At 73.8% G+C, this 22,934-nt stretch carries 3 protein-coding genes; all 3 read right to left on the reverse strand.

Annotated features, from left to right (window positions below; genetic code table 11):
• Window positions 1-32: 32 nt before the first annotated feature.
• The 3 genes from ABZY45_RS24210 to ABZY45_RS24220 all read right to left on the reverse strand — a co-directional run bounded on the left by ABZY45_RS24210 (window position 33) and on the right by ABZY45_RS24220 (window position 22,615).
• Window positions 33-7,607, reverse strand: coding sequence for an amino acid adenylation domain-containing protein (locus tag ABZY45_RS24210; protein WP_356742888.1), 7,575 nt, complete (start codon window positions 7,605-7,607; stop codon window positions 33-35).
• A complete protein-coding gene (locus ABZY45_RS24215) occupies window positions 7,604-21,994 on the reverse strand; it encodes an amino acid adenylation domain-containing protein (RefSeq protein WP_356742890.1) in 14,391 nt (4,796 codons plus the stop codon). Before ABZY45_RS24215 ends, ABZY45_RS24210 begins: the two co-directional genes overlap by 4 nt.
• Window positions 21,995-22,396: 402 nt before the next feature.
• Entirely contained in the window at window positions 22,397-22,615 is a 219-nt protein-coding gene (locus ABZY45_RS24220; protein ID WP_356742891.1) for an MbtH family protein, read from the reverse strand.
• Window positions 22,616-22,934 lie beyond the last annotated feature (319 nt).

Genomic DNA, 22,934 nt, shown 5'->3' on the forward strand with positions numbered 1-22,934 from the left:
CGGATGCGGTCGTCCGTCGGGGCGCGGCCGGCTCACGTCGTGGCGCGCACCCCCTGCGGCATGGGCAGGAAACCCGTCTCCTGGAAGTAGGTCAGATAGCGGATCAGGGTCTCGTCGGTCAGGGGCGGCAGGTGGACTCCCAGGGACGCCGCGGCCTCGGCCGTCCGGCTGGAGTCGAATGCGCGGTGGTCCACCGCCTCGCGCCGCGTCCGGCCCTCGTCGCCGAGGAACAGCTGTGCCGCGTTGTCGTGCTGTGCCTCGACGCGGGCCCGCCACTGAGGCGCGGGGACGGTGCGCAACTCGTGGCCGAGGCGGGTGGCCACGTCGAAGACACGGTCCAGTCCCGGGGCGTCGGGGTTCGTGAGGTGATACGTCTCGGCACCGGTCCGTCCGGCGGCGGCGAGCGCCACCACCGCCGCGCTGACGTGATCCACCGGAACCCAGTCGGTCGAGCCGTGCGCCAGGTCCGGTACCGCGCCCGCCTGGAGGCACCCCTTGATGAGCTGCCACAGCAGGTCGCGGTCCTGGCAGGCGCCCGTGGTGGTGTCGCCGCTGATGCGGCCCGGCCGGTAGACGGTCACCGGCAGGCCGCGCTCGCGGGCCAGGCCGACGAGTTGCTCGGCGACCCACTTGCTCTGCGCGTACCCGTCGGGGAGGCCGGAGGCGGGGCCCGCCGGGGTCGACTCCGTGATGATGCCGGATCCGGCGACCGGGGCGTAGACGCTCGTGGTCGAGACGTAGTGCATCCCGGGGGAACCCGAGTCGGCGAGCAGGCGCAGCAGTTCCTCGGTGCCTGCCACGTTGGGGGCGCGCAGATCGCCGTACGCGGCGGCGAAGTTGACGCGTGCGCCGTTGTGGATGACGGGGCCCAGACGACGCACCAAGGCGGCCCTGCCCTCGGGGGACAGACCGAGGCCGGGGGCGGCGAGGTCCCCGGGGACGGGGCGGACCAGGTCCGCGTACCGGGGGCGCCAGAGTCCGTAGCGCTCCAGGTTGGCCCGCAGCCGGTGCGCGCCGTGCTGGTCGTCGTCGGCCCGGACGAGGCAGTCGACCGGGCCGTCGGTGGTCTCGATGAGGTCGCGCAGCAGGAACGCGCCGAGGAATCCTGAGGCGCCGGTCAGAAGGGGCCGGGTGGAAGGGCGGGCCGGTGTGCGGGCGGGGGCGGGGACCGTGGCCGCTCCGGCCCTGCCTTCGCCCGTGATGTCCGCCGCCAGGCGGACCTCGGCGGCGAGGTCGGGGGTGGCGGGGTCCTCCTGCGTGTCCTCCCGCTCCCCGTCCTCCAGGAGCCGGGCGACGCCCTCGGCCGTGGGTGCCGCGAACAGGGCGCGCAGGGAGGGGCGGTGCCCGCAGCGTTCCGCGATGCGCTGGGCGAGGGTCACGGCGAGCAGCGAGTGGCCGCCGAGGGCGAAGAAGTCGTCGGTGACGCCGACCTCGGGCACACCGAGCGTCTCCGCGAAGACGTCGCACAGCGCACGTTCGCGGGCGGTGGCCGGCGGGCGGCCGCCGGCCGGTCCGCTCCGCCCGGGTGCGGGCAGTGCGCGCCGGTCGGTCTTGCCGTTGGGGGTGAGGGGCAGGGCGTCGAGCCGCACGTGGGCGGAGGGGACCATGTGGTCGGGCAGGGTGGTGGCCAGGTGCGCGCGCACCTCGGCGTCGTCCGGGCCCGACGTGCCGTCCGCCGGCACGGTGTACGCGACCAGGCGCCGGTCGCCGGGCCGGTCCTCACGGACGACGGCGCAGGCCGCGGCGACGCCGGGCAGGGCGGAGAGCGCGGCCTCGACCTCACCCAGCTCGATGCGGAAGCCGCGGAGTTTGACCTGGTCGTCGACGCGGGAGACGTAGGCGAGCTCCCCGTCGGCCGTCCAGCGCACCAGGTCACCCGTGCGGTACATGCGGCCCCCCCACCGGTCGAAGGGGTCGGCGACGAACCGGGAGGCGGTCAGGGCGGGCTTCCCGTGGTAGCCCCGGGCCACTCCCTCGCCGGAGACGTACAGCTCTCCGACGACCCCGGGGGGCACGGGGACCAGCCGGTCGTCCAGGACGTGGACGCGGGTGCCGTTGACGGGGACCCCGATGGGCACCGTGCGGCCGGGGGCGTACGGCCCGTCCGGATGCTGGAAGGTGCTCATGGTCGCGCAGACGGTGGTCTCCGTCGGGCCGTACGCGTTGACGAGGAACCGGTCCCGCGCCCACGCGTGCACCAGGGCCGGCGGGCAGGCCTCGCCGGCGAGGACCACCGTGGTTCCCTCGGGCAGCGAGCCGGGCGGCATCACGGCGAGGGCGGCGGGCGGCAGGGTGAGATGGGTGACGCCCCGCTCCCGGACGAGCGCGGCGAGGGTGGGGCCGGGCAGCAGGGCGTCGCGCTCGGCGATCTCCAGGCAGGCCCCGGAGAGCAGCCCCATGCACAGCTCCCAGAACGCGGCGTCGAAACTGACGGACGCCATGTGGAGCACCCGGCTGCCCGGCGCGACCCGCAGCCGCTGGCTCTGCGTCCTGGCCATGGCTCCGGCGCCCCGGTGGGTGACCACGACGCCCTTGGGGCGGCCGGTGGAGCCGGAGGTGTAGATGACGTACGCGGGGTGCGCCGGAAGCAGGGGCGTGGCCGGCACGGTGGCGTGGGCGGAGGCCGGGGCCCGCTCCCCGAGGTCGTCGGCGTACAGGAAGGGAACCTGCGACTCCGGGAGGTGGTCGCGGACGGCGGGCGTGGTGAGGAGCAGACTCGGCCGGGCGTCGTCGAGCATGTACGACAGGCGCTGGGCGGGGTAGTCGGGGTCGAGCGGCAGGTACGCGGCCCCGGCCTTGAGGACTCCGAGGAGGGCCACGACGAGTTCGTGGGTCCGGGGCAGGGCGACGGCCACCCGGTCCTCGGGTCCGATACCCCGTGCCGCGAGGTGGTGGGCGAGGACCTCTGCGCGGGCGTCGAGCTCGCCGTAGGTGAGGACGGTGGCGGAGTCACGGACCGCGGGGGCGTCCGGGGTGAGCCGGACCCGCTGCGCGAAGAGCGCGGGGACGGTCGACTCCGGCAGGTTCTCGACGGGCCCGGTGCCCCAGGCGGCGAGTCTGGTGTGCTCTGCCTCGGTGAGGACGTCGTACGTGCTCAGCGGGCGGTCGGGCTCGGCGGTCACGGCGCCGATCAACAGGAGGAGCCGTTCGGCGAGGCCGCGGACGGTGGCTTCGTCGAAGAGCTCCGTGGCGTAGTCGACGGTGGCCCGCATGCCGCTGTGCCTGCCGTCGCCGTCGTACGTCTCGGTGAAGGCGAACGACAGGTCGAACTTGCTGACCCCGAGATCGACCGGCACGCCTTCGGCCGTGAGTCCGGGCAGGTCCAGGGGCGCGGCCGGGGTGTGGTTCTGGAGGACCAGCATGGTCTGGAAGAGCGGGTGGTGGTTCCGGGAGCGGGCGGGGTCGAGCAGTTCCACCAGGCGTTCGAAGGGGACGTCCTGGTGCGCGTAGGCGGAGAGGTCGAACTGCTTCACGCGGTCGAGGAGTTCGAGGAACGTGGGGTCACCCGTCAGGTCCGTGCGCAGCACGAGCGTGTTGACGAAGAAGCCGACGAGGTCCGAGGCCGCCTCGTCGGTGCGCCCGGCGACGACCGTGCCCAGCGGGATGTCGTCGCCCGCGCCGTGCCGGGAGAGAACCACCGAGAGAGCCGCTTGGAGCACCATGAAGACGCTGCATCCGCGGTCGCGGGCGAGGTCCGAGACCGCCCGCGCCGTGGTGGGGCCCAGGAGGAATTCGTGGGTGGCGCCGGTGTGCCGGGGCTCGGCGGGGCGCGACCGATCCCTGGGCAGTTCGACCATCTCCGGCAGCCCGTCCAACGCGTGCTTCCAGAAAGCCAGTTGTCGCGCCACGAGGCTTCCGGGGTCGTGCTCGTCCCCGAGCAGGCGGCGCTGCCAGAGGGTGTGGTCGGCGTAGTCGACGGGGAGGTCCGTCCACGCCGGTTCCCCGCCCCGTGTCCGGGCCCGGTAGGCGAGGCCGAGGTCCCGGGTAAGGGGTGCGAGGGACGAGCCGTCGGCGGCGATGTGGTGGACCAGGAGGACCAGGACGTGCGCGTCGTCGTCGAGGCGCAGCAGGGTCACCCGGAGCGGGAGCCCGCGCTCGATGTCGACCGGCGCCGTCGCGGCGGCTGCGATCCGGTCGGGGAGCGCCTTCTCGTCGACGGTTTCCAGGACGAACGGGACCCGGGTGTCGGCCGGGGCGGTGATGTGCTGGTGCGGCCGTCCGTCGTGCTCGGGGAAGACGGTCCGCAGCGCGGCGTGCCGGATGACGACGTCGCGGAGGGCGTGGCGCAGGGCCTCCGTGTCGAGCGGTCCGTCGACGCGCAGGGCCAAGGGGATGTTGTAGGTGGCGGAGGGGCCCTCGAGTCGGTGGAGGAACCACAGGCGCTGCTGTGCGTAGGACAGCGGGAGCTCGGCGGGGCGTTCCTGCGGTACGAGGGCGGGGCGGGTGGGGCGGGCGGCGTCCTGGAGCGCGTGGGCGAGCGTGGCGACCGTGGGGTTCTCGAACAGGGTGCGGATCTCGGTCTCCGCGCCCAGGGCGGTACGGATGCGGCCGACGAGGCGGGTGGCGAGCAGGGAGTGACCGCCCAGGGCGAAGAAGCTGTCGTCGACACCGACGCGGGCCACCCCCAGCACGTCGGCGAACAGCCCGGCGAGGATCTCCTCGTGGGCGCCGCGCGGCGGTCCGCCCGCCGCGCCGGCCGGGGTGGCCGGCGCGGGGAGTGCCGCGCGGTCGAGCTTGCCGTTGCGGGTGAGGGGCAGCGCGTCGAGTGACTGGATGACGGTCGGCACCATGTAGGCGGGCAGCCGGCGGCCGAGGTGGGCCGCGAGCACGTCCGGGTCGGGTGTCCGCCCCGGGGCGGGGACGACGTAGGCGGTCAGGGTGCGGTCACCGGGCAGGTCCTCACGGACCAGGACGCAGGCGGCGCGCACGGAGGGATCGGCGCACAGGGCCGCCTCGATCTCGGCGGGCTCGATGCGGTGGCCGCGCAGCTTGATCTGCTGGTCGGCCCGGGCCACGTGGTGCAGGGTGCCGTCGGCGTCCCGGCGTACGAGGTCACCGGTGCGGTACATCCGGGCCCCGGTGCCGGTGAAGGGGTCGGCGACGAACCGGGTGGCGGTGAGGCCGGGGTGTCCCAGGTAGCCTCGCGCGACACCGGCGCCCGCGACGTACAGTTCGCCTTCCGCGCCGGGCGGCACGGGCCGCATCGCCGCGTCGAGGACGTAGACGCGCGTGCCGTCGAGCGGTCGGCCGATCGGGGGCACCCCGTCGTGGGCGTCCTCGGGGCGGACCCGGTGGAGGGTGGCGAAGGTGGTGGTCTCAGTGGGTCCGTAGACGTTCAGGAAGGCGGTACCGGGGTGCGACGCCGCGAGGCGCTGGAGGACTCCCGGCGCCGCGGTCTCGCCGCCGCAGGCAGCCAGGCGCAGCAGACCGAGGGCGCCGGGGTCGGCCTCGGCGACGACGTTGAACAGGGCCGTCGTCAGGAACGCCGCGGTCACGCCGTCCTCGGTGGCGAGGTCCCGGAGCACGGCCGGCTGGAGGGCGCCCTCCGGGGCGACGACGACGCGGCCCCCGTTGAGGAGGGGCACCCAGATCTCGAAGGTGGAGGCGTCGAAGACGTACGCCGAGTGCAGGAGCACCGCTTCGGAGGCACCGTCGCCCCACGTACGGTCGGCGGCGAGTGCGGTGATGTCGGCGTGGGTGACGCCCACGCCTTTGGGCAGGCCGGTGGAGCCGGAGGTGAACATCACGTAGGCGAGCCCGGTGCCGCCCGCGACGGCGGGGAGGGCCGCCGCGACGGCCGGCCCGCCCTGCCGGACCCGGCCGGCCGCGTCGACGGTCACCACGTGTACGTCCGGGCCGAGCCGTCGGACCCAGGGGTGCGTTCCGGTGGTCTCGTCGACGATCAGCGCGCGCAGTGCGGCCACCCGCGCGACGCGGGTGAGCCGTTCGGCGGGCCAGCCCGGGTCGAGCGGAACGTAGGCGGCCCCCGCGCGCAGGGCCCCGAGAGAGGCTGTGACGAGGGCCGCCGACCGGCCCAGGAGGATGCCGACGCCGTCCTCCACGCCGACACCGAGCCCTGCCAGGGCCTGGCCCAGCGCCAGTGACAGCGAGTCGAGCCGGCGGTACGTCAGGTGTTCGCCGGCGCCGGAGACGGCGACCGCGTCCGGGTGGAGGGCGGCACGCCGGGCGACCGCGGCCCCGACGGCCTCGTCCGGGGCGGCGCACCGGAGTCCGGCGCCGCGCCCCTGGGCGAGCAGTTCCTCGCGTTCCCCGTCCAGGAGCAGGGGGAGCGCGTCCGCGCGGCGGTCCAGGCCGTCCGCCATCTCGGTCAGCAGCCGCCGCATGCGGGCGACGGTACGCGCCACCTCGTCGCGTCCGAGGACGGCCGTGCGGTGGCTGAACGTGATCCTCAGGGCGTCACCCGGAGCGATGGCGAGGGTGAGCGGATAGTGGGCGGCGTCCGAGCCGCTGAACCCGGTCACGGCGAGGCCGGGCAGTGCCTGCTGCGCGGTGCGCAGGGCCTCCGCGTCCATGGGGTAGTTCTCGAACACGGCCAGGGTGTCGAAGAGTTCGTCCAGTCCGGTGACGCCGCGTATCTCGGTCAGGCCCACGTACTGGTGGCCGAGGAGACGGCCCTGTTCCTCCTGGAGCCGGGTCAGCAGCGCGGCCAGGGTCTCGCCGGGTACCGGGCGGAGCCGTACCGGCACGGTGTTGATGAAGAGGCCGACCATCGACTCGATACCCGCGATCTCCGGCGGGCGGCCGGAGACGGTCGTGCCGAACACGACGTCGGGACGCCCGGTGAGGTGTCCGAGCAGCAGACCCCAGGCGCCCTGCACCAGGGTGTTGAGGGTGAGCCGGTGGGTGCGGGCGGTCTCGCGCAGCCGGTCCGTGGTGGCGGCGTCGAGTTCGAGTACGAGGGTCTCGGGCAGTTCGCCGGCGTCCGGGGCGTCCGCCCCGCCCCGCCCGGCGACCAGGGTGGGCGCCTCGACGCCGTCGAGGGCGGTGCGCCAGGCCTCCAGGGAGGCGGCACGGTCCTGTTGTGCCAGCCAGGCCAGGTAGGTGTGGTAGGGGACGACGCGCGGCAGGGTGCTGTCGTCGCCCTCGTGGGCGTACAGCTCGAAGAGCTCCCGCACGAGCAGGGGCATCGACCAGCCGTCGAGCAGGATGTGATGGCTCGTCATCACCAGCCGGTGCCGCTGCGGGGCGGTGCGCACGAGGGTGAAACGCATCAGCGGCGGGGTGGCGAGGTCGAAGCGGCGGGTGCGGTCCGCGGCGAGGAACGCGCTGAGGCGCTCCTGGGCCGTGCCCGTCCCCGCCGCCCCGGACAGGTCCAGCTCCTCCAGCGGTACGGGCACCTCGGCGGCGACGGCCTGCACGGGCTCGTCCAGGTCCTCGTGGAGGAAACCGACCCGCAGGTTGGCGTGCCGCCGCAGCAGACCTCCGACGGCGGCGTGCAGAGCCGGGACACTGACGGGGCCCTGAAAGTCGAAGACGAACTGCGCGGTGTAGACGTCAACGGCGCGGGAGTCGTACAGCGCGTGGAAGAGCATGCCTGCCTGCAACGGCGTCAGCGGCAGTACGTCTTCCAGTCTGAACCCGGTCACTTGCGTCCACCCCACTTGTTCTGCAGTCGGTCGATCTGTGCCTGGTCGAGCGCGACCAGGGGAAGGTCGGAGGGCGTCCAGCCGCCCGCTTCGGGTCGTTCGGCGTGTTGCGCCACGGCGCGCAGGGCGCGGGTGAACGCGTCGGACAGGGACTCCATGTCCTCCTCCTTGAGGAGGTCGCTGGGCCAGGTCCAGCGGGTCACCAGGCGCGGACCGTCCGGCAGGTCCTCGACGTGCGCGTTGATGTCGAGGACGTGGTGGACGGGCATGTCGGGGTCCTGGCTGCGCGGCCCGCCCGCGTCGAGCAGTACGTCCCAGTCGGCGCCGTCCCGCCCGCCCCCCGCCCCGGGCGGAGCGGGGTAGCGGCCGAGGTAGTTGAAACCGATCTGAGGGTGGGGGGCGGTGGCCAGCAGAGGACGGGTGTCCGGGTTGAGATGGCGCAGCATTCCGTAGCCCACCCCGTGGTCGGGGATGGTCCGCAGTTGCTCCTTGACCCGTTTGAGGGCACGTTCGACGAGTGCGGCGTCGAAGCGTCGGGGGTCGCGTGCGTCGACGGGCCCGGGGTCGAGCCTGACCGGGTAGAGGCTGGTGAACCAGCCGACCGTACGGGAGAGGTCCAGGTGGTCGGCGATCTGTTCGCGGCCGTGGCCCTCCAGGTCGAGGAGGACGGCGGTGCCGCCCGGCCGGGGCCTGCCCGGCCCGGCCCGCTCCGCCCGCCAGGAGCACACGGCGAGAGCGAGGCCCGTGAGCAGGACGTCCTCCACTCCGGCGTGGAAGGCCGCCGGAACGGTGGTGAGCAGGGGCTTCGTCCACTGGGCGGCCAGGCGGGTGACCAGGGTGCGTGTCCGGTCCGCGGTGTCCAGGTCGGGATCGAGCGGCCGGTAGCCCAGTTGTGGGTCGGGGGTCCTCACCGTCTCCTGCCACAGGGCCAGTTCCGCCTCCCTGGCGGGCTCCCGAGCCTGGGAGGAGAGGAGTCGCGCCCAGCTCCTGTAGGAGGTGGTGGCCGGCGGCAGCGCGGCCGGCCGGCCGGCGGCGGTCCCCGCCTCGGTGACGGCCTGCCAGGCGGTGGCCACATCCGTGGCGAGGATGCGCCAGGAGACGGCGTCGACGGCCAGGTGGTGCACGACGAGCAGCAGGTGCCCCCTGGTGCGCGGCCCGGCGTCGAACCACACCGCCTCGACCACCTCACCGTGCGCGGGCCGCAGCCGCCTGCGCGCCAGTTCGCCCGCCTCGTCGACGGTGGCGCGGACCGCGCCGGCGTCGAGGCCCGCGACGTCGACCCGGGTGAAGCGGTGCCGTGCCTCCACCGCGCCGGGCGGCAGGGCTTCGAGTACGGCTGCGCCGTCGGCGGAGCGTGTGGTCCGCAGCCGCAGCATGTCGTGGTGGTCGATGAGCAGTTGGAGCGTGGACACGAGGGTGGCCTCGTCGGCGTCGGCAGGCGTGCGCAGCACCCCGGACTGGTTGTACCCGTCCGTCGTTCCGGGCCGCTCCAGGAACCAGGCGGCGATGGGTGTCGGGGGCATCTCGCCGGTGCCGTGTCCGTCAGGTGCGGCGGTGTCCTGGCCGAGCGCGGTGGCGACGGCCGCGATGGCCTCCGGCGTGCGGTGGACGAAGACGTCGCGGGGGGTGACTCCGATGCCGGCCCCCCGGACGCGGCTGACGAGCTGGATGGAGAGGATGCTGTCGCCGCCGAGTGCGAAGAAGTCGTCGTCGGCACGGACGGCGGGAGCGCCCAGCACGGAGGCGAACACCTCGCACAGGACCCTTTCCCGCTCGGTGCGCGGCTCCCCGCCCGGCCGGGCCGTCGCGGGGCGCGCCGGGACGGGCAGGGCGCGCCGGTCGGTCTTGCCGTTGGGCAGCAGGGGCAGCGCGTCGAGGGGGACGAGGACCGCGGGCACCATGTACGGCGGCAGGGCCGCCACCAGCCGGGCGCGCAGCTCGCCGTCCGACAGTGCCTGGGCACCGCCGCGCGCGTCGGGCACGGTGTAGGCGACCAGGCGCCGCTCCCCCGGGCGGTCCTCGCGGACGACGACGCATGCGGCGGTGATGCCGTCGAGTGCGGTGAGGGCGGCCTCGACCTCCCCGAGTTCGATGCGGAAGCCGTGCAGCTTGACCTGGTCGTCGGCTCGGGACACGTAGCTGAGCAGGCCGTCGGCATCCCACCGGACGAGGTCGCCCGTGCGGTACATGCGGCTGCCGGCGGGACCGTACGGGTCGGCGACGAACCGTGCGGCGGTCAGGCCCGGGCGGCCCAGGTAGCCGCGTGCGAGACCGGCGCCCGCGACGTAGAGCTCGCCGGTGACGCCGGGCGGTACCGGGCGCAGGCCGGCGTCGAGGACGTAGGCGCGGGTGTTGTCGACGGGGCGGCCGAGGGGCACGTTCCCCTCCCCCGCCGGGCCGTCGGTCCCGGCGGCCCGGTAGTGGTGGGCGGTGGCGTCGATGGTCGTCTCGGTGGGGCCGTAGAGGTTGTGCACCTCGACCCGCCAGGCCCGCGCGGCCCGTTCCGCCAGATGCCGGGGCAGGGGCTCACCGCCGCACAGGACGGCCCGCAGCGTCGCCGGCGCCTCGTGCGGCGCCGTCTCGTTGAGGACGAGCGAGAGGTGCGAGGGCACGAACTGCACGAGGGTCGCGCCCATCTCCCGCATGCGGGCCAGCAGGCCGGCCGGGTCGTGGTTGAGTGCGGGCGGCACGGGACAGGTGGAGCCGCCGTGCAGGAGCGGCAGCCATGTCTCCCAGACGGACGCGTCGAAGCTCGGTGAGGTGCGGGCGAGGACCCGGTCCTCGTCGGTGAGGCCGAGGTGGTCCGCCATCCACGCCATGTGGTTGGTCAGGGAGCCGTGGGTGACCACGACGCCCTTGGGCCGGCCGGTGGAGCCCGAGGTGTAGATGACGTAGGCCGCGTCGCGCGGGTCCGGGGCGGCGGCCGACGGCACACTGCCCCCGGTGGACCATGCGGCCCGGTCGTCCAGGGCGAGGCACGCAACGGACGCCCGGTACCGCGCGGCGCGTGCGGTGCCGTGGGTGAGGAGCAGAGCCGGGCGGGCGTCCCGCAGCATGTGGGCGATCCGCGCCTCGGGGTACTCCAGGTCGACCGGCAGGTACGCCGCCCCGGCCTTGGCCACCGCCAGCATCGCGACGACCTGGTCTGCGGTGCCCTCCAGGGCGAGGGCGACGAGGTCGCCGCGGCCGATGCCCCGGCTGTGCAGGTGGCACGCCAGATCGTCGGACCGGGCGTCCAGTTCGCCGAAGGTGAGGCGGTGCGCGCCGTCGCACACGGCGATCGCCGCCGGGTTCCGGGCGCATCGGGCACGGAAGCCCTCGGGAGCGGTGCCCGCCGCCCCGGTCCGGGCCGGGCCGTGTGCGGCGCTTTCGAGCCGCCGTCGCTCGGACGCGTCGAGGACGTCGGCGGTGTGGACGCGGCGGTCCGGGTCGGCAGCGAGCCAAGCGAGCAGTCGGGTCAGCCGGCCGGACAGCGCGTGCGCGGTGGCGCGGGCGAAGAGCTCGGTGGAGAACTCGAGGACGCCGTCGAGGCCGGCGGGCAGGCCCGCGCCGTCACGTCTCTCGGTGAAGGTGAAGGTCAGGTCGAACTTGCTGATGCCGGTGCGCACCGGCTGCTCCGTCACCGTGAGACCTGGCAGGTCGATCACCGCGTCCTGCTGGTTCTGCAGGACGAGCATGGTCTGGAACAGCGGGTGGTGGTTCTGGGCCCGGACCGGGCTGAGGGAGTCCACCAGCCGCTCGAACGGCACGTCCTGATGGGCGTACGCCGCCAGGTCGAAGTCCCGGACCCGGTCGAGTACGTCGCCGAAGGTCGGGTCGCCGCTCAGGTCGGTGCGCAGGACGAGCGTGTTGACGAAGAAGCCCACCAGGTCGTCGAGGGCTTCGTCGGTCCGTCCGGCGACGGCGGTGCCAAGCGGGATGTCCTCACCGGCGCCGTGCCGGGACAGGAGCACCGACAGGGCCGCTTGGAGGACCATGAAGAGGCTGCACCCGCGGGCGCGGGCGAGTTCCGCCAGGGCCCGGTGGGTGTCGGCGCCGACGGGGAACGCGAACGCGTCACCTCGGTGCGCGCTCACGGCGGGGCGGGGACGGTCGTACGGCAGGTCGAGGAGGTCGGGGGCACCGGCGAGAGCGGTGCGCCAGAAGTCCAGCTGGCGGGCCGCCCGGCCGTCCGGGTCGTCCGCGTCGCCGAGCAGGGCGCGCTGCCACAGGGTGTAGTCGGCGTACTGGACGCCCAGCTCCGTCCAGGGTGGTTCCACGCCCTCGGTCCGTGCCCGGTAGGCCTCACCCAGGTCGCGGGCGAGCGGGGCGAGGGACCAGCCGTCGCCCGCGATGTGGTGGACGACCAGCACCAGGACGTGGTCCTCCGCGCCGAGCCGCAGCAGGCGTGCCCGTACCGGGAGTTCGGCACTCACGTCGAAGGCGTGCGACACCTCCGCGCGCACGGTCTCGTCGAGGTGGGCGGGGCCGGTGTCGCGGGGCGTGAGGTCGAGGTCGGCCTCATCGGCGTCGAGGACGACCTGGCGCGCCACTCCGTCGGTGTCGGGGAAGACGGTGCGCAGACTCTCGTGACGTCCGACGACGTCCGCGAGGGCGCTCTCCAGGGCTTCCGCGTCGAGCGGGCCGGCCAGGCGGAGCACGAGCGGCACGTTGTACGTGGCGCTGGGCCCTTCGAACCGGTTGAGGAACCACAGGCGTTGCTGCGCGTAGGACAGCGGCAGCGGGTCGGGTCTGCGCGGGGCGCGCTCCAGAGGGCTTCTGGCCGCCTCGGCGCCTTCCAGCGCCGCGGCGAGCGCGGCGGGCGTGGGATGCTCGAAGAGGGCCTTGACCTGGACCTCCACACCGAGCACGGTGCGGATGCGGGCGACGAGGCGGGTGGCGAGCAGGGAGTGGCCGCCCAGGGAGAAGAAGTCGTCCTCGGCTCCCGCGCCGGCCAGGCCGAGCACATGGGCGAAGAGCCCGCACAGGATCTCCTCGCGGACCGTGCGGGCGGCGCGCCCGTGACCCGGAGCCCGGTGCTCGGGGGCGGGCAGCGCCCGCCGGTCGACCTTGCCGTTGAGGGTCAGGGGCAGCGCGTCGAGCAGGACGAACGCGGAGGGCACCATGTAGGCGGGCAGGGACCGGCCCACCGCCCGGGCGAGGTCGCCGGGTTCGGGGCGGGCGCCGCCGGAGGGCACCACGTAGGCGACCAACCGCCGGTCGCCGGGAGTGTCCTCACGGACGACCGCGAAGGAGTCGGCGACCCCCTCGCTGCGCGCCAGCACGCCCTCTATCTCCCCGAGTTCGATGCGGTGACCGCGCAGTTTGACCTGACCGTCGGCCCGGTCGACGTAGGCGATCTGGCCGTCGCGGGTCCACCGCACGAGGTCACCCGTGCGGTACATGCGGCTGCCCGGCGGGCCGAACGGGTCGGCCACGAAGCGCGCGGCGGTCAGCCCCGGGAGCCCGGTGTACCCGCGTGCGACGCCGTGTCCGGCGAGGTACAGCTCGCCCACGACCCCCGGCGGGACCGGGCCCAGGGAGCCGTCGAGAACGTACAGCCGCATGCCGTCCAGAGCGCGCCCCACGGGCGGCGGGCCTGATGCCGAGCCGGGCGCCACGTGGTGGCGCGTGGCGAAGGTGGTGGTCTCGGTCGGCCCGTACACGTGGAGGACCCGCACGCCGGGTGCGGCGCCCGCCACCCGCTGCATCGCGTCCGGAGAGGCCAGCTCCCCGCCGGCGCAGACGAGCCGGAGACCCGCGAAGGCGCCCGGATCCGTCTCGGCTGTCACGTTGAACAGGGCCGTCGTCAGGAAGACCGCGGTCACGCCGTGCTCATCCACGGCGTCACCGAGGGCACGGGCCTCCAGGACGCCGTCCGGTGCGACGACGACCCGGCCGCCGCGCAGGAGCGGGGCCCAGATCTCGAACGTGGAGGCGTCGAAGACGTAGGCGGAGTGCATCAGGACCGCGTCGGCGGCGCCGTCGTCCCACGCGGAGTCGGCCGTGAGCGCCGCCACGTCGGCGTGCGTGACTCCGACCCCCTTGGGCAGGCCGGTCGACCCGGAGGTGAACATCACGTAGGCGAGTGCCCGGGGACCCGGTACGGCGGCCGGGCGGCCCGGCTGCCCGGGAGCGCCCCGCAGGATCCGGCCGAGCCGGTCCACGACGACGACCGGCATCCGGCGCGCCGTCGCGGTCACCCAGGGTGAGGCGTAGGCGTCCTCGTCGACGACGAGGACCCGTACGGCCGCGACACCGGCGACCTGTTCGAGGCGTTCACCGGGCCAGCGCGCGTCCAGCGGGACGTACGCGCCGGCTGCCCGGACCGCGCCGAGCGATACCGACACCACGGCGGGCGACCGGGTGAGCAGCACGCCCACCCCTGACTCGGGGCCGATACCGAGGCCCGCGAGCGCGCCCGCGAGGCCGGCGGAGATCCGGTCGAGTTCGGCGTAGGTGAGGGTGGCTTCGTCGCCGGTCACTGCGACGGCGTGCGGGGTGCGGCGTGCCTGTGACGCGAAGAGGGCGGGCAGGGTGGCGTCCCGTGTGCCCGGGGGCAGTTCGCGTCCGGTGCCCCAGCGCGTGACACGTGCGCGTTCGTCCGGCGTCATGAGGTCGTAGTCGGCCAGGGGCCGTCCGGGGTCGGCCGCCACCTGCTCCAGCAGGCGGACCAGGCGGGCCGCGAGCGTCTCGACGGTGGCCCGGTCGAAGAGGGCCGTGGCGTACTCGACCCCGGCGGTGAGGCGGTCCTCGCCCGGCTCCTCCGTGAAGGCGAAGGTGAGGTCGAACTTGCTCAGGCCGTTGTGGACGAGCCGGTCCTCCACGGTGAGACCGGGCAGGTCGGGGCGCGCGGTCTCCTGGTTCTGCAGGACCAGCATCGTCTGGAACAGCGGGTGGTGGTTGTGGGCCCTGGCGGGGTTGAGACTCTCGACCAGGCGCTCGAAGGGAACGTCCTGGTTCATGTACGCGGCCAGGTCGAACTCCCGCACCCGTACGAGCAGTTCCTGGAAGGTCGGGAAGCCGGACAGGTCGGTGCGCAGGACGAGCGTGTTGACGAAGAACCCGACCAGGTCCTCCAGCGCCTCGTCCGTCCGGCCGGCGACGGGCGAGCCGACCGGGATGTCGTCACCCGCACCGTGGCGGTGCAGCAGGGTGGCCAGAGCCGCCTGGAGCACCATGAACAGGCTGCTGCCCGACTCACGGGCCAGCCGCAGGAGCTGGGCGTACACCGGGGGCGGCACGTCGAAGGTGTGGACGGCCCCTCTCGGGTCCGTGGTCATGGGGCGCGGCCTGTCGAGCGGCAGGCCGGTCAGTCCGGGCAGACCCGCGAGGGCGGTGTGCCAGTGGTCGAGCTGCTGCCTCAGCACGCTCCCCGGCGTGACGCCGTCGCCCAGGGTGGCGTGCTGCCAGAGGGTGTAGTCGGCGTACTGCACAGGGGTGCCGGTTGTGGGTCCGGGCTCCAGGCCCGCGACGCGGGCCCGGTAGGCGTCGCCGAGGTGGCGGGCGAGCGGGGCGAGGGACCAGCCGTCGGCGGCGATGTGGTGCAGGACGAGCACCAGGACGTGGTGGCCGGGTGCGGAGCGCAGCAGCGAGGCCCGCAGCGGCACGTCCGCGACCACGTCGAACGGCTCGCGCACGGCCGCCAGGACGGCCTGCTCCAGATCGGCGGGGGCCAGCGCCGTGACAGGCAGGGAGGGCAGGGCGGCGTCGACGGGGAGGACCAGTTGGTGCGGTACACCGTCCCGTTCCGGGAACAGGGTGCGGAGCGCCTCGTGCCGTTCCACCACGTCGCGGAGGGCGGTGCGCAGCGCGTCGGTGTCGAGGGTGCCGTGCAGTTCGAGGACGAGCGGGATGTTGTAGGCGGAGCTGGGGCCTTCGAGGCGGTTGAGGAACCACAGGCGCTGCTGCGCGTGGGACAGGGGCAGCGGGTCGGGACGCCGCGCCGCTGCCACCACCGGCGGGCGGGCCTGCCCGGGCGTGTCCAGGACGCGGGCCAGGCCCCCGGCGGTCGGGTGCTCGAAGAGGGTACGTACGTCGATCTCGGCGCCCAGGACGGCGCGGACTCGGCTGATGACACGCATGGCGAGGAGCGAATGCCCCCCGAGGTCGAAGAAGCTGTCGTGCGGGCCCACCCGGGGCCGGTGCAGCACATCGGCGAAGATCCCGGCGAGCAGATCCTCGTGGAGCGTGCGCCGCCCCGGTCCGGCGGGGGCGTCGCCCTCCGGCTCGGGTTCGGGCAGTGCCCGCCGGTCCACCTTGCCGTTGGGCAGGAGCGGGAGGTCGTCCAGCACGACGACGGCGCCGGGCACCATGTAGTGGGGCAGGGTCTCCGCGAGGGCGTCGCGCAGGGCGGCGGGGCGCGCGGCCGGGTCACCGCCGACGGCGTAGGCGACGAGCCGGCGCCGCCCGGGTGCGTCCTCCCGGATCACGGCACAGGCGGCCGTGACGCCGGGCCGCGCCAGCAGCGCGGCCTCGACCTCACCCAGCTCGATGCGGAACCCGCGGAGTTTGACCTGGTCGTCGGCGCGGGCCACGTAGTCGAGCAGACCGTGCCCGTTCCACCGTACGAGGTCACCCGTCCGGTACATCCGGGCGCCGGTGGACCCGAACGGGTCCGCGACGAACCGGGTGGCGGTCAGCGCATGCCGGCCCAGGTAGCCGCGGGCGAGGTTGGGGCCCGAGAGGTAGAGCTCCCCGGTGACGCCGGGTGGTACGGGCCGGAGCCGGCCGTCGAGGACGTAGGCGCGCATGGTGTCGACGGGGCGGCCGATCGGCACCGTCTCGGAGACCGCGCCGGCGTCCCCCTGCCCGCCGAAGCGGTGCGCGGTGGCGTCGATGGTGGCCTCGGTGGGCCCGTAGAGGTTGTGCACCTCGGCACGCCACAGTCCGGCGATGTCGTGAGCGAGGGCCCGCGGCAGCGGTTCGCCGCCGCACAGGACGGCACGGAGCGCGGGAAGCGGCTCGGCGTCTGCCGCCTCGGTGAGGACGAGGGCCAGGTGCGAGGGGACGAACTGGGCGACGGTGACGTCGAACCGGCTCATCCAGGAGACGAGGGCACGGGGGTCCCGGTTGGCCCCGTCCGGCAGCACACAGACTTCCGCGCCGTTCGTCAGCGGCAGCCACAACTCCCATACGGAGGCGTCGAAGCTGCTGGACGTGCGGGCGAGGACCCGGTCCTCCGGGGTGACGTCCAGGTGCCGCGCCATCCAGTCCATGTGGTTGGCCAGCGCTTCGTGCGTGACGACGACGCCCTTGGGCCGGCCGGTGGAGCCGGAGGTGTAGATGACGTAGGCCGGGTCCGCCGGGTGGGGCGTGCCGGCGCCGGCGGGGTTCTCGGGCCGGGTCGCCGGGTCGTCGAGGGCGAGCCACGGTATGTCGCAGGCGGGCAGGTCCGCGTGGGTCGCCGTGGTGGTCAGCAGCAGGACGGGCTCCGCGTCGTCGAGCATGTGCCGGATGCGGGCGGGCGGATACTCCGGATCGACGGGCAGGTAGGCGGCTCCGGCCCGCAGGACGGCCAGCATGGCGACGACGGTGTCCACGGACGGCGGCGCGGCGAGGGCCACTCGGTCCTCCCGGCCCGCGCCCCGCTCGGTCAGCACGCGGGAGAGTGCGTCGGCACGGGCGTCGAGCTCGGCGTAGGTGAGGCTCGTGTGCGCGTCGCGCACGGCCACCGCGTGGGGCGTGCGCACGGCCCACGCCCGGACCGCTTCGGGGACGGTACGGGCGGGGAGCGGACGCTCCGCGCCGCGTCCCTGAGCCAGGAGGCGTTCCCGCTCGCCGGGCATGAGTGGGTCCAGCTCGCCGACGGTACGGTCCGGGTCGGTCACGGCGAGGGTAAGGACCCGCGCGAAACGGGCGCACAGGGCGCGGGCGGTGGCCTCGTCGAAGAGGTCGGTGGCGTACTCCAGGTACCCGCCGATGCCGCCCGCGGTGTCCCCGGTGGCCTCGGTCAGCGAGAACGTGAGGTCGAACTTGCTGACCCCGGTGTGCCGGGACCGGTCGTGGACCGTGATGCCGGGAAGGTCGAGCGCGGCCCGGTCCTGGTTCTGGAGGACCAGCATCGTCTGGAAGAGGGGGTGGTGGTCGCCGGACCGCTCGGGGTTGAGCGCCTCCACGATCCGTTCGAAGGGAACGTCGGCGTGGCCGAGAGCGGCGAGGTCGAAGTCCCTGACCCGTTGAAGGAGTTCACGGAAGGCCGGGTCGCCCGACAGGTCCGCGCGCAGGACGACGGTGTTGACGAAGAAGCCGACCAGGTCGTCGAGAGCGTCGTCGGTCCTTCCGGCCACCGCCGTGCCCAGCGGGATGTCGGTGCCGGCTCCGTGGGCGTGCAGTGTCACGGCGAGGGCCGCCTGGAGCACCATGAACGGGGTGCAGCCCGTGGCGCGGGCGAGACCGGTGAGCGCGGCGTGCGCGGGAGCGGGCAGCTCGAAGGGGACCGCGCCGCCGCGGTGGCCGGCGACGGCCTGGCGGGGGCGGTCGAGAGGCAGGTCGAGCAGGTCGGGAGCGCCACGCAACGCCTCCTGCCAGAAGGCGAGCTGGCGTGCGCCCAGGCTCTCCGGGTCGCCGTCGTCCCCGAGCAGTCGGCGCTGCCAGAGGGTGTAGTCGGCGTACTGCACGCGCAGCTCGGGCCAGTCGGGCGCGCTGCCACCCGAGCACCTCGCCCGGTAGGCGGCTCCGAGGTCGCGGCTGAGCGGGGCGAGGGACCAGCCGTCGGCGACGACGTGGTGGAGGACCAGGACCAGGATGTGACGGGCGGAGCCCAGGCGGAGCAGGTGGGCGCGGACGCCGAGGTCACCGGCGAGGTCGAAGGGCACCGCGGACAGGCGGCGCACCGTGCTGTCGGCCCAGGCGTCGGCGTTCTCCCCGGCCGGGGGCAGTTCGACGACGAGGGGGACGCGGGCGGTGGCGGCGGACGCGCCGAGGACTTCCTGGCGGGCGACACCGTCGTGCTCGGCGAAGACGGTGCGCAGGCTCTCGTGCCGGGCGACCACATCGGCGAGTGCGCCGCGCAGGGCTTCCGCGTCCAGGGCTCCCTCCAGTTCCAGCACGAGCGGAATGGTGTAGGTGTCGCCCGGTCCCTCGGCCCGGTCGAGGAACCACAAGCGCTGCTGCGCGTAGGACAGCGGCACCGCTTCGGGCCTGTGCTGCGGTGTGAGGGCCGGCCGGGACGGGCGGGTGGTGTCGAGGGCCGCGGCGAGGGTGGCGACCGTGGGGTGGTCGAACAGAGTGCGCATACCGACTTCGGCGCCCAGGGCGGCCCGCACGCGTCCGGTGAGGCGGGTGGCCAGCAGGGAGTGGCCGCCCAGGGAGAAGAAGTTGTCGTCGATACCGACGGCGTCGACCCCAAGAACATCGGCGAAGAGGCCGGCCAGGACCTCCTCGTGTGCCGTACGTGGGGCGCGGCCCGTGGTGGCGGCGGCGCGAGGGGCAGGCAGAGCGCGGCGGTCGACCTTGCCGTTGGCGTTCAGAGGCAGTGCATCGAGGAGGACGAACACCGACGGCACCATGTACGCGGGCAGGGCGCGTCTCACGCGGCGGGCCAGGGCGGAGTCGTCCGGCGCGGCTCCGGGTGCGGGCACGACGTAGGCGACGAGTCGCCGGTCGCCCGGTATGTCCTCGCGGACCACGACGCAGGCGGCCTGCACACCGGGGTCGGTGTGCAGGGTGTTCTCGATCTCGCCGGGCTCGATGCGAAATCCGCGGAGTTTGACCTGCCCGTCCGCGCGTCCGACGTACTCGATGTCGCCGCGCGCGGTCCAGCGGACGAGGTCACCGGTCCTGTACATCCGGGCCCCGCGTGCGCCGTACGGGTCGGCGACGAACCGGGTGGCGGTCAGCGCCGCACGGCCCTGATAGCCACGGGCGACGCCGTGGCCGCTGACGTAGAGCTCCCCCACGACGCCGGGCGGCACCAATGCGAGGGCGCCGTCGAGCACGTACAGGCGCATCCCGTCGAGGCCCCGGCCGATGGGCGGTACGCCCGGCATACCGGGGGCCACCTCGTGACGGGTGGCGAAGGTCGTGGTCTCCGTGGGCCCGTACACGTGCAGGACGCGTGTACCGGGCGCGGCGGCGGCGACCTGCTGCATCAGGTCCGGGGTGGCTGCCTCGCCACCGGCGGCCACAAGACGCAGACCCGCGAACGCGGCGGGGTCGGCCTCCGCCACGACGTTGAACAACGCCGTCGTCAGGAACAGCGCCGTCACTCCGTGCCGACCCACCAGCTCTTCGAGGGCAGGCGCCTCGAGGACGCCTCCGGGAGCAACGACCACACGGCCGCCGTTCAGGAGGGGCACCCAGATCTCGAACGTCGAGGCGTCGAACACGTACGCCGAGTGCAGCAGGACGGCGTCGCACGCACCGTCCTTCCAGGCCGTGTCGGCGGCCAGGGCCATCACGTCGGCGTGGGTGACTGCAACGCCCTTGGGCAGGCCGGTGGAGCCGGAGGTGAACATCACGTAGGCGAGCCGGCCGGCGGGGATCGCTTCCGGCAGCGGTCCGGGCCGGGGCGGAGCGCCGCGTACGACGGCTCCGAGACCGTCGACGACGATCACCGGCAGAGTGGCGGCCGTCTCCTGGACCCAGGGCCGGGCAGCGGCGGCCTCGTCGACGACCAGGGCGCGGAGGCGGGCCACTTCGGCGACGCGGCCGAGCCGCTCGGCCGGCCAGGCTGCGTCCATCGGTACGTAGGCGGCGCCCGCGCCGGCCGTGCCGATCGTGGCGGCCACCACGGCCGCCGACCGGCCCACGAGGACACCGACGCCGTCCTCGGCGCCGATGCCCCAGCCGGTCAGAGCGCCCGCGAGGTCCCCGGCCGTCCGCGCGAGCTCCTGGTAGGAGAGCGCGGCAGTGCCGTCCACCACTGCCGGGGCGTCGGGCGTCAGCCGGGCCCGCGCGCCGAACGCCTCCGGCAGGCCCGAGGTCGCGGGCACAGCGGGCAGGGAGGTGCCACACCCTCGGTTCAGCAGCGCCCCGGCCGCGGAGTCGTCGAGGAACGGGATGTCGCGAAGAGCCGTGCCGGCGTCCGCGCGGGCCAGGGCCGTCAGGAAGGACACGAGCGCCTGCTGGAGCAGCCGTACGTCCTCGGGGTCGTATACCTCTGGATTGGCGTCGAGTCCGATCAACGGCCCCTTGCCCTCGGCCCGTTCGGAGACGAAGAGGGACACGTCGTCGACCGGTCCGATTGACAGGACGCGGGAGGCCGCGGGGCTGCCTCCGAAGTCGAGGTCGAAGTCGTATCCCATGATGTTGACGACGACGTCGGTCAGGCGGGCCCCGCCGTCGCTCATGTTCAGCTCACGGGCGAGCTGCTCTCGGGAGAAGCGCCGGTGGCGCAGGGCGCCGCCCATCTCGGCAGCGACGGTACGGACCAAGGCCCCGACCGTCATATCGCCGGTGACGGACAGCCGCAGCGGCAGGATGTTGGCCGTCATGCCGACGATGTGCCGCAGCCCGCCGTGACGGCCGTTCGACGCGAGGCCCACGGTGACGTCCTGCGCCCCGGTGACCCGGCCGACGTAGGCGGCGACCGCGCTTACGAGGACGGCTGACCACCTCGTCCGATGGTCGGCCGCCAGTGCGCGCAGGTCGTCGAGCACGGTGACGGGAAGGGTCTCCCCCGTGTGCATCCGGACGTCCACCCCTGCCGCGTCCGGTGTGGGAGCGTCGGTACGCCGACGGATGAGCGCGGTTCCGGCGCGTGTCCGGGCACCGGCACCGGAATCCGCCGTCCCCGCCACGCCTGTGCCTGCCCGGCCGGTGAACTTGCCTGTCCAATAGGCGCGGTCGGCGTCGAAGCGTTCCGAGGCACGGTAGGCCGCCTCGTCGGCTATGAGCTCGCGCAGGGGTGCCGCGGGCAGCCCTGATGCGGAGATGTCCTCGCCTCGGGCGGCATGCCCGTAGAGGTCGGCCACGAGGCGGCCGAAGACGGCACCGCCGAGACCGTCGACGGCGATGTGGTGGAAGCGGACGTACCAGTAGTGCAGCCGACCGCCGAGACGCAGCAGCGCGAAGTGGTGGTGCGGGGCGTCGAGCCGGTCGACGGTGCGCATCTCGTCGGCCATGTAACGCTCGGCCGAGGCGGCGGGATCGTCGGTGTCCGACAGGTCGACGACGTGGAGCCGGCCCGTGTTGGCCGCGGGGCGGCGGATGACGTGCTGACGCACGGTCTCCCCGTCGGCGACGAACTCGAGGTTGAGACTGTCGCACAGGGCAGCGCCGCGCCCGACCGCGGCTGCGAATAACTGCTCGTCGAGGTCACCGTGGATCTCGAAGCATTCCCCGATGTTGTATTTCGGGCTGTCCGGATCGACGAGCTGCCCGTACCAGACTCCCTGCTGTGCCGTGGTCAGCTCGAGAAAGTCTTCGGAAGCCGCATCCGTGAGGAGAGAACGATTTTCCTGCATGCCGGTCCACACCTTTGGGGAGAGTTTTCGGGGACGGTGAAGAAGGGCCGGGCGAACCGACCACGCCAGTGCACCGATCGTCGACGCCGACGCCGGGGCAGGAGGAAGCGGAGAAATACGACACCGCGCGCTCGGTGTTGGGCGCGGCCGGGATCGCATACTGGCATACCGCCCCGACAGGAGAACGCGTCGACTCAGCTAAGCGGAGGAGCCCGCAGGACGGCCGAATGACTGAACACCAAACGAAAGACGCACGAGCATTTAGGCGCAAGATGAGCGGACATCTGCTCGCGATTTGATCAATCCTGCTCACACGAGAGCGGAATTGATCAAATCGGAGTGCCCCCATACTGCTCGGCCGAGGACACCTCACAGGCGCCCTCTGGCGGCCCTACCACCGGTCTACCGGGCGTCGTCCCTCGTCAGCCGCACCAAGCTGGCGGGCCGCATGTCCGTCCAGGCCCGCTCGATCACGTCCAGACATTCCTGACGTGAGCCCTCCGGCCCGTCGGCACGCCAGCCGCCCGGAACCTCGAGATGCGCGGGCCACAGCGAGTACTGGCCCTCGTCGTTCACGAGCGCCACGAACCGGCCCGCCTCGTCATCGAAAGGATTAGTCACGGCCTTCCCCCACTTGTTCTCACTCTTTCCACGACACGTCCATCAGTTGTACCCCGGCGTTCCGCGTCGGTCACTTCCGCGAGAATCCGCCGGACCCCTACACCCCCACAGCGCGGCGCCGGACATACGGAACGGCGATTCGTCACGCCTCCACGTAGCGCTGAGCCACCCAGGACCGATACGGAGATTACCCGGCTCCGCCCGCACGCCAATCACATTAGAGGACCCGAGACCACGAAAGACGACTGTTCGCCTGGTTACTCACAAGTATCGAATCGTCGAGGAGGAGGAGCACCCGCCCGAGGAATATGCCATCAGC

It is taken from the genome of Streptomyces sp. NPDC006516, assembly GCF_040611875.1.
Classification (GTDB): Bacteria; Actinomycetota; Actinomycetes; order Streptomycetales; family Streptomycetaceae; genus Streptomyces.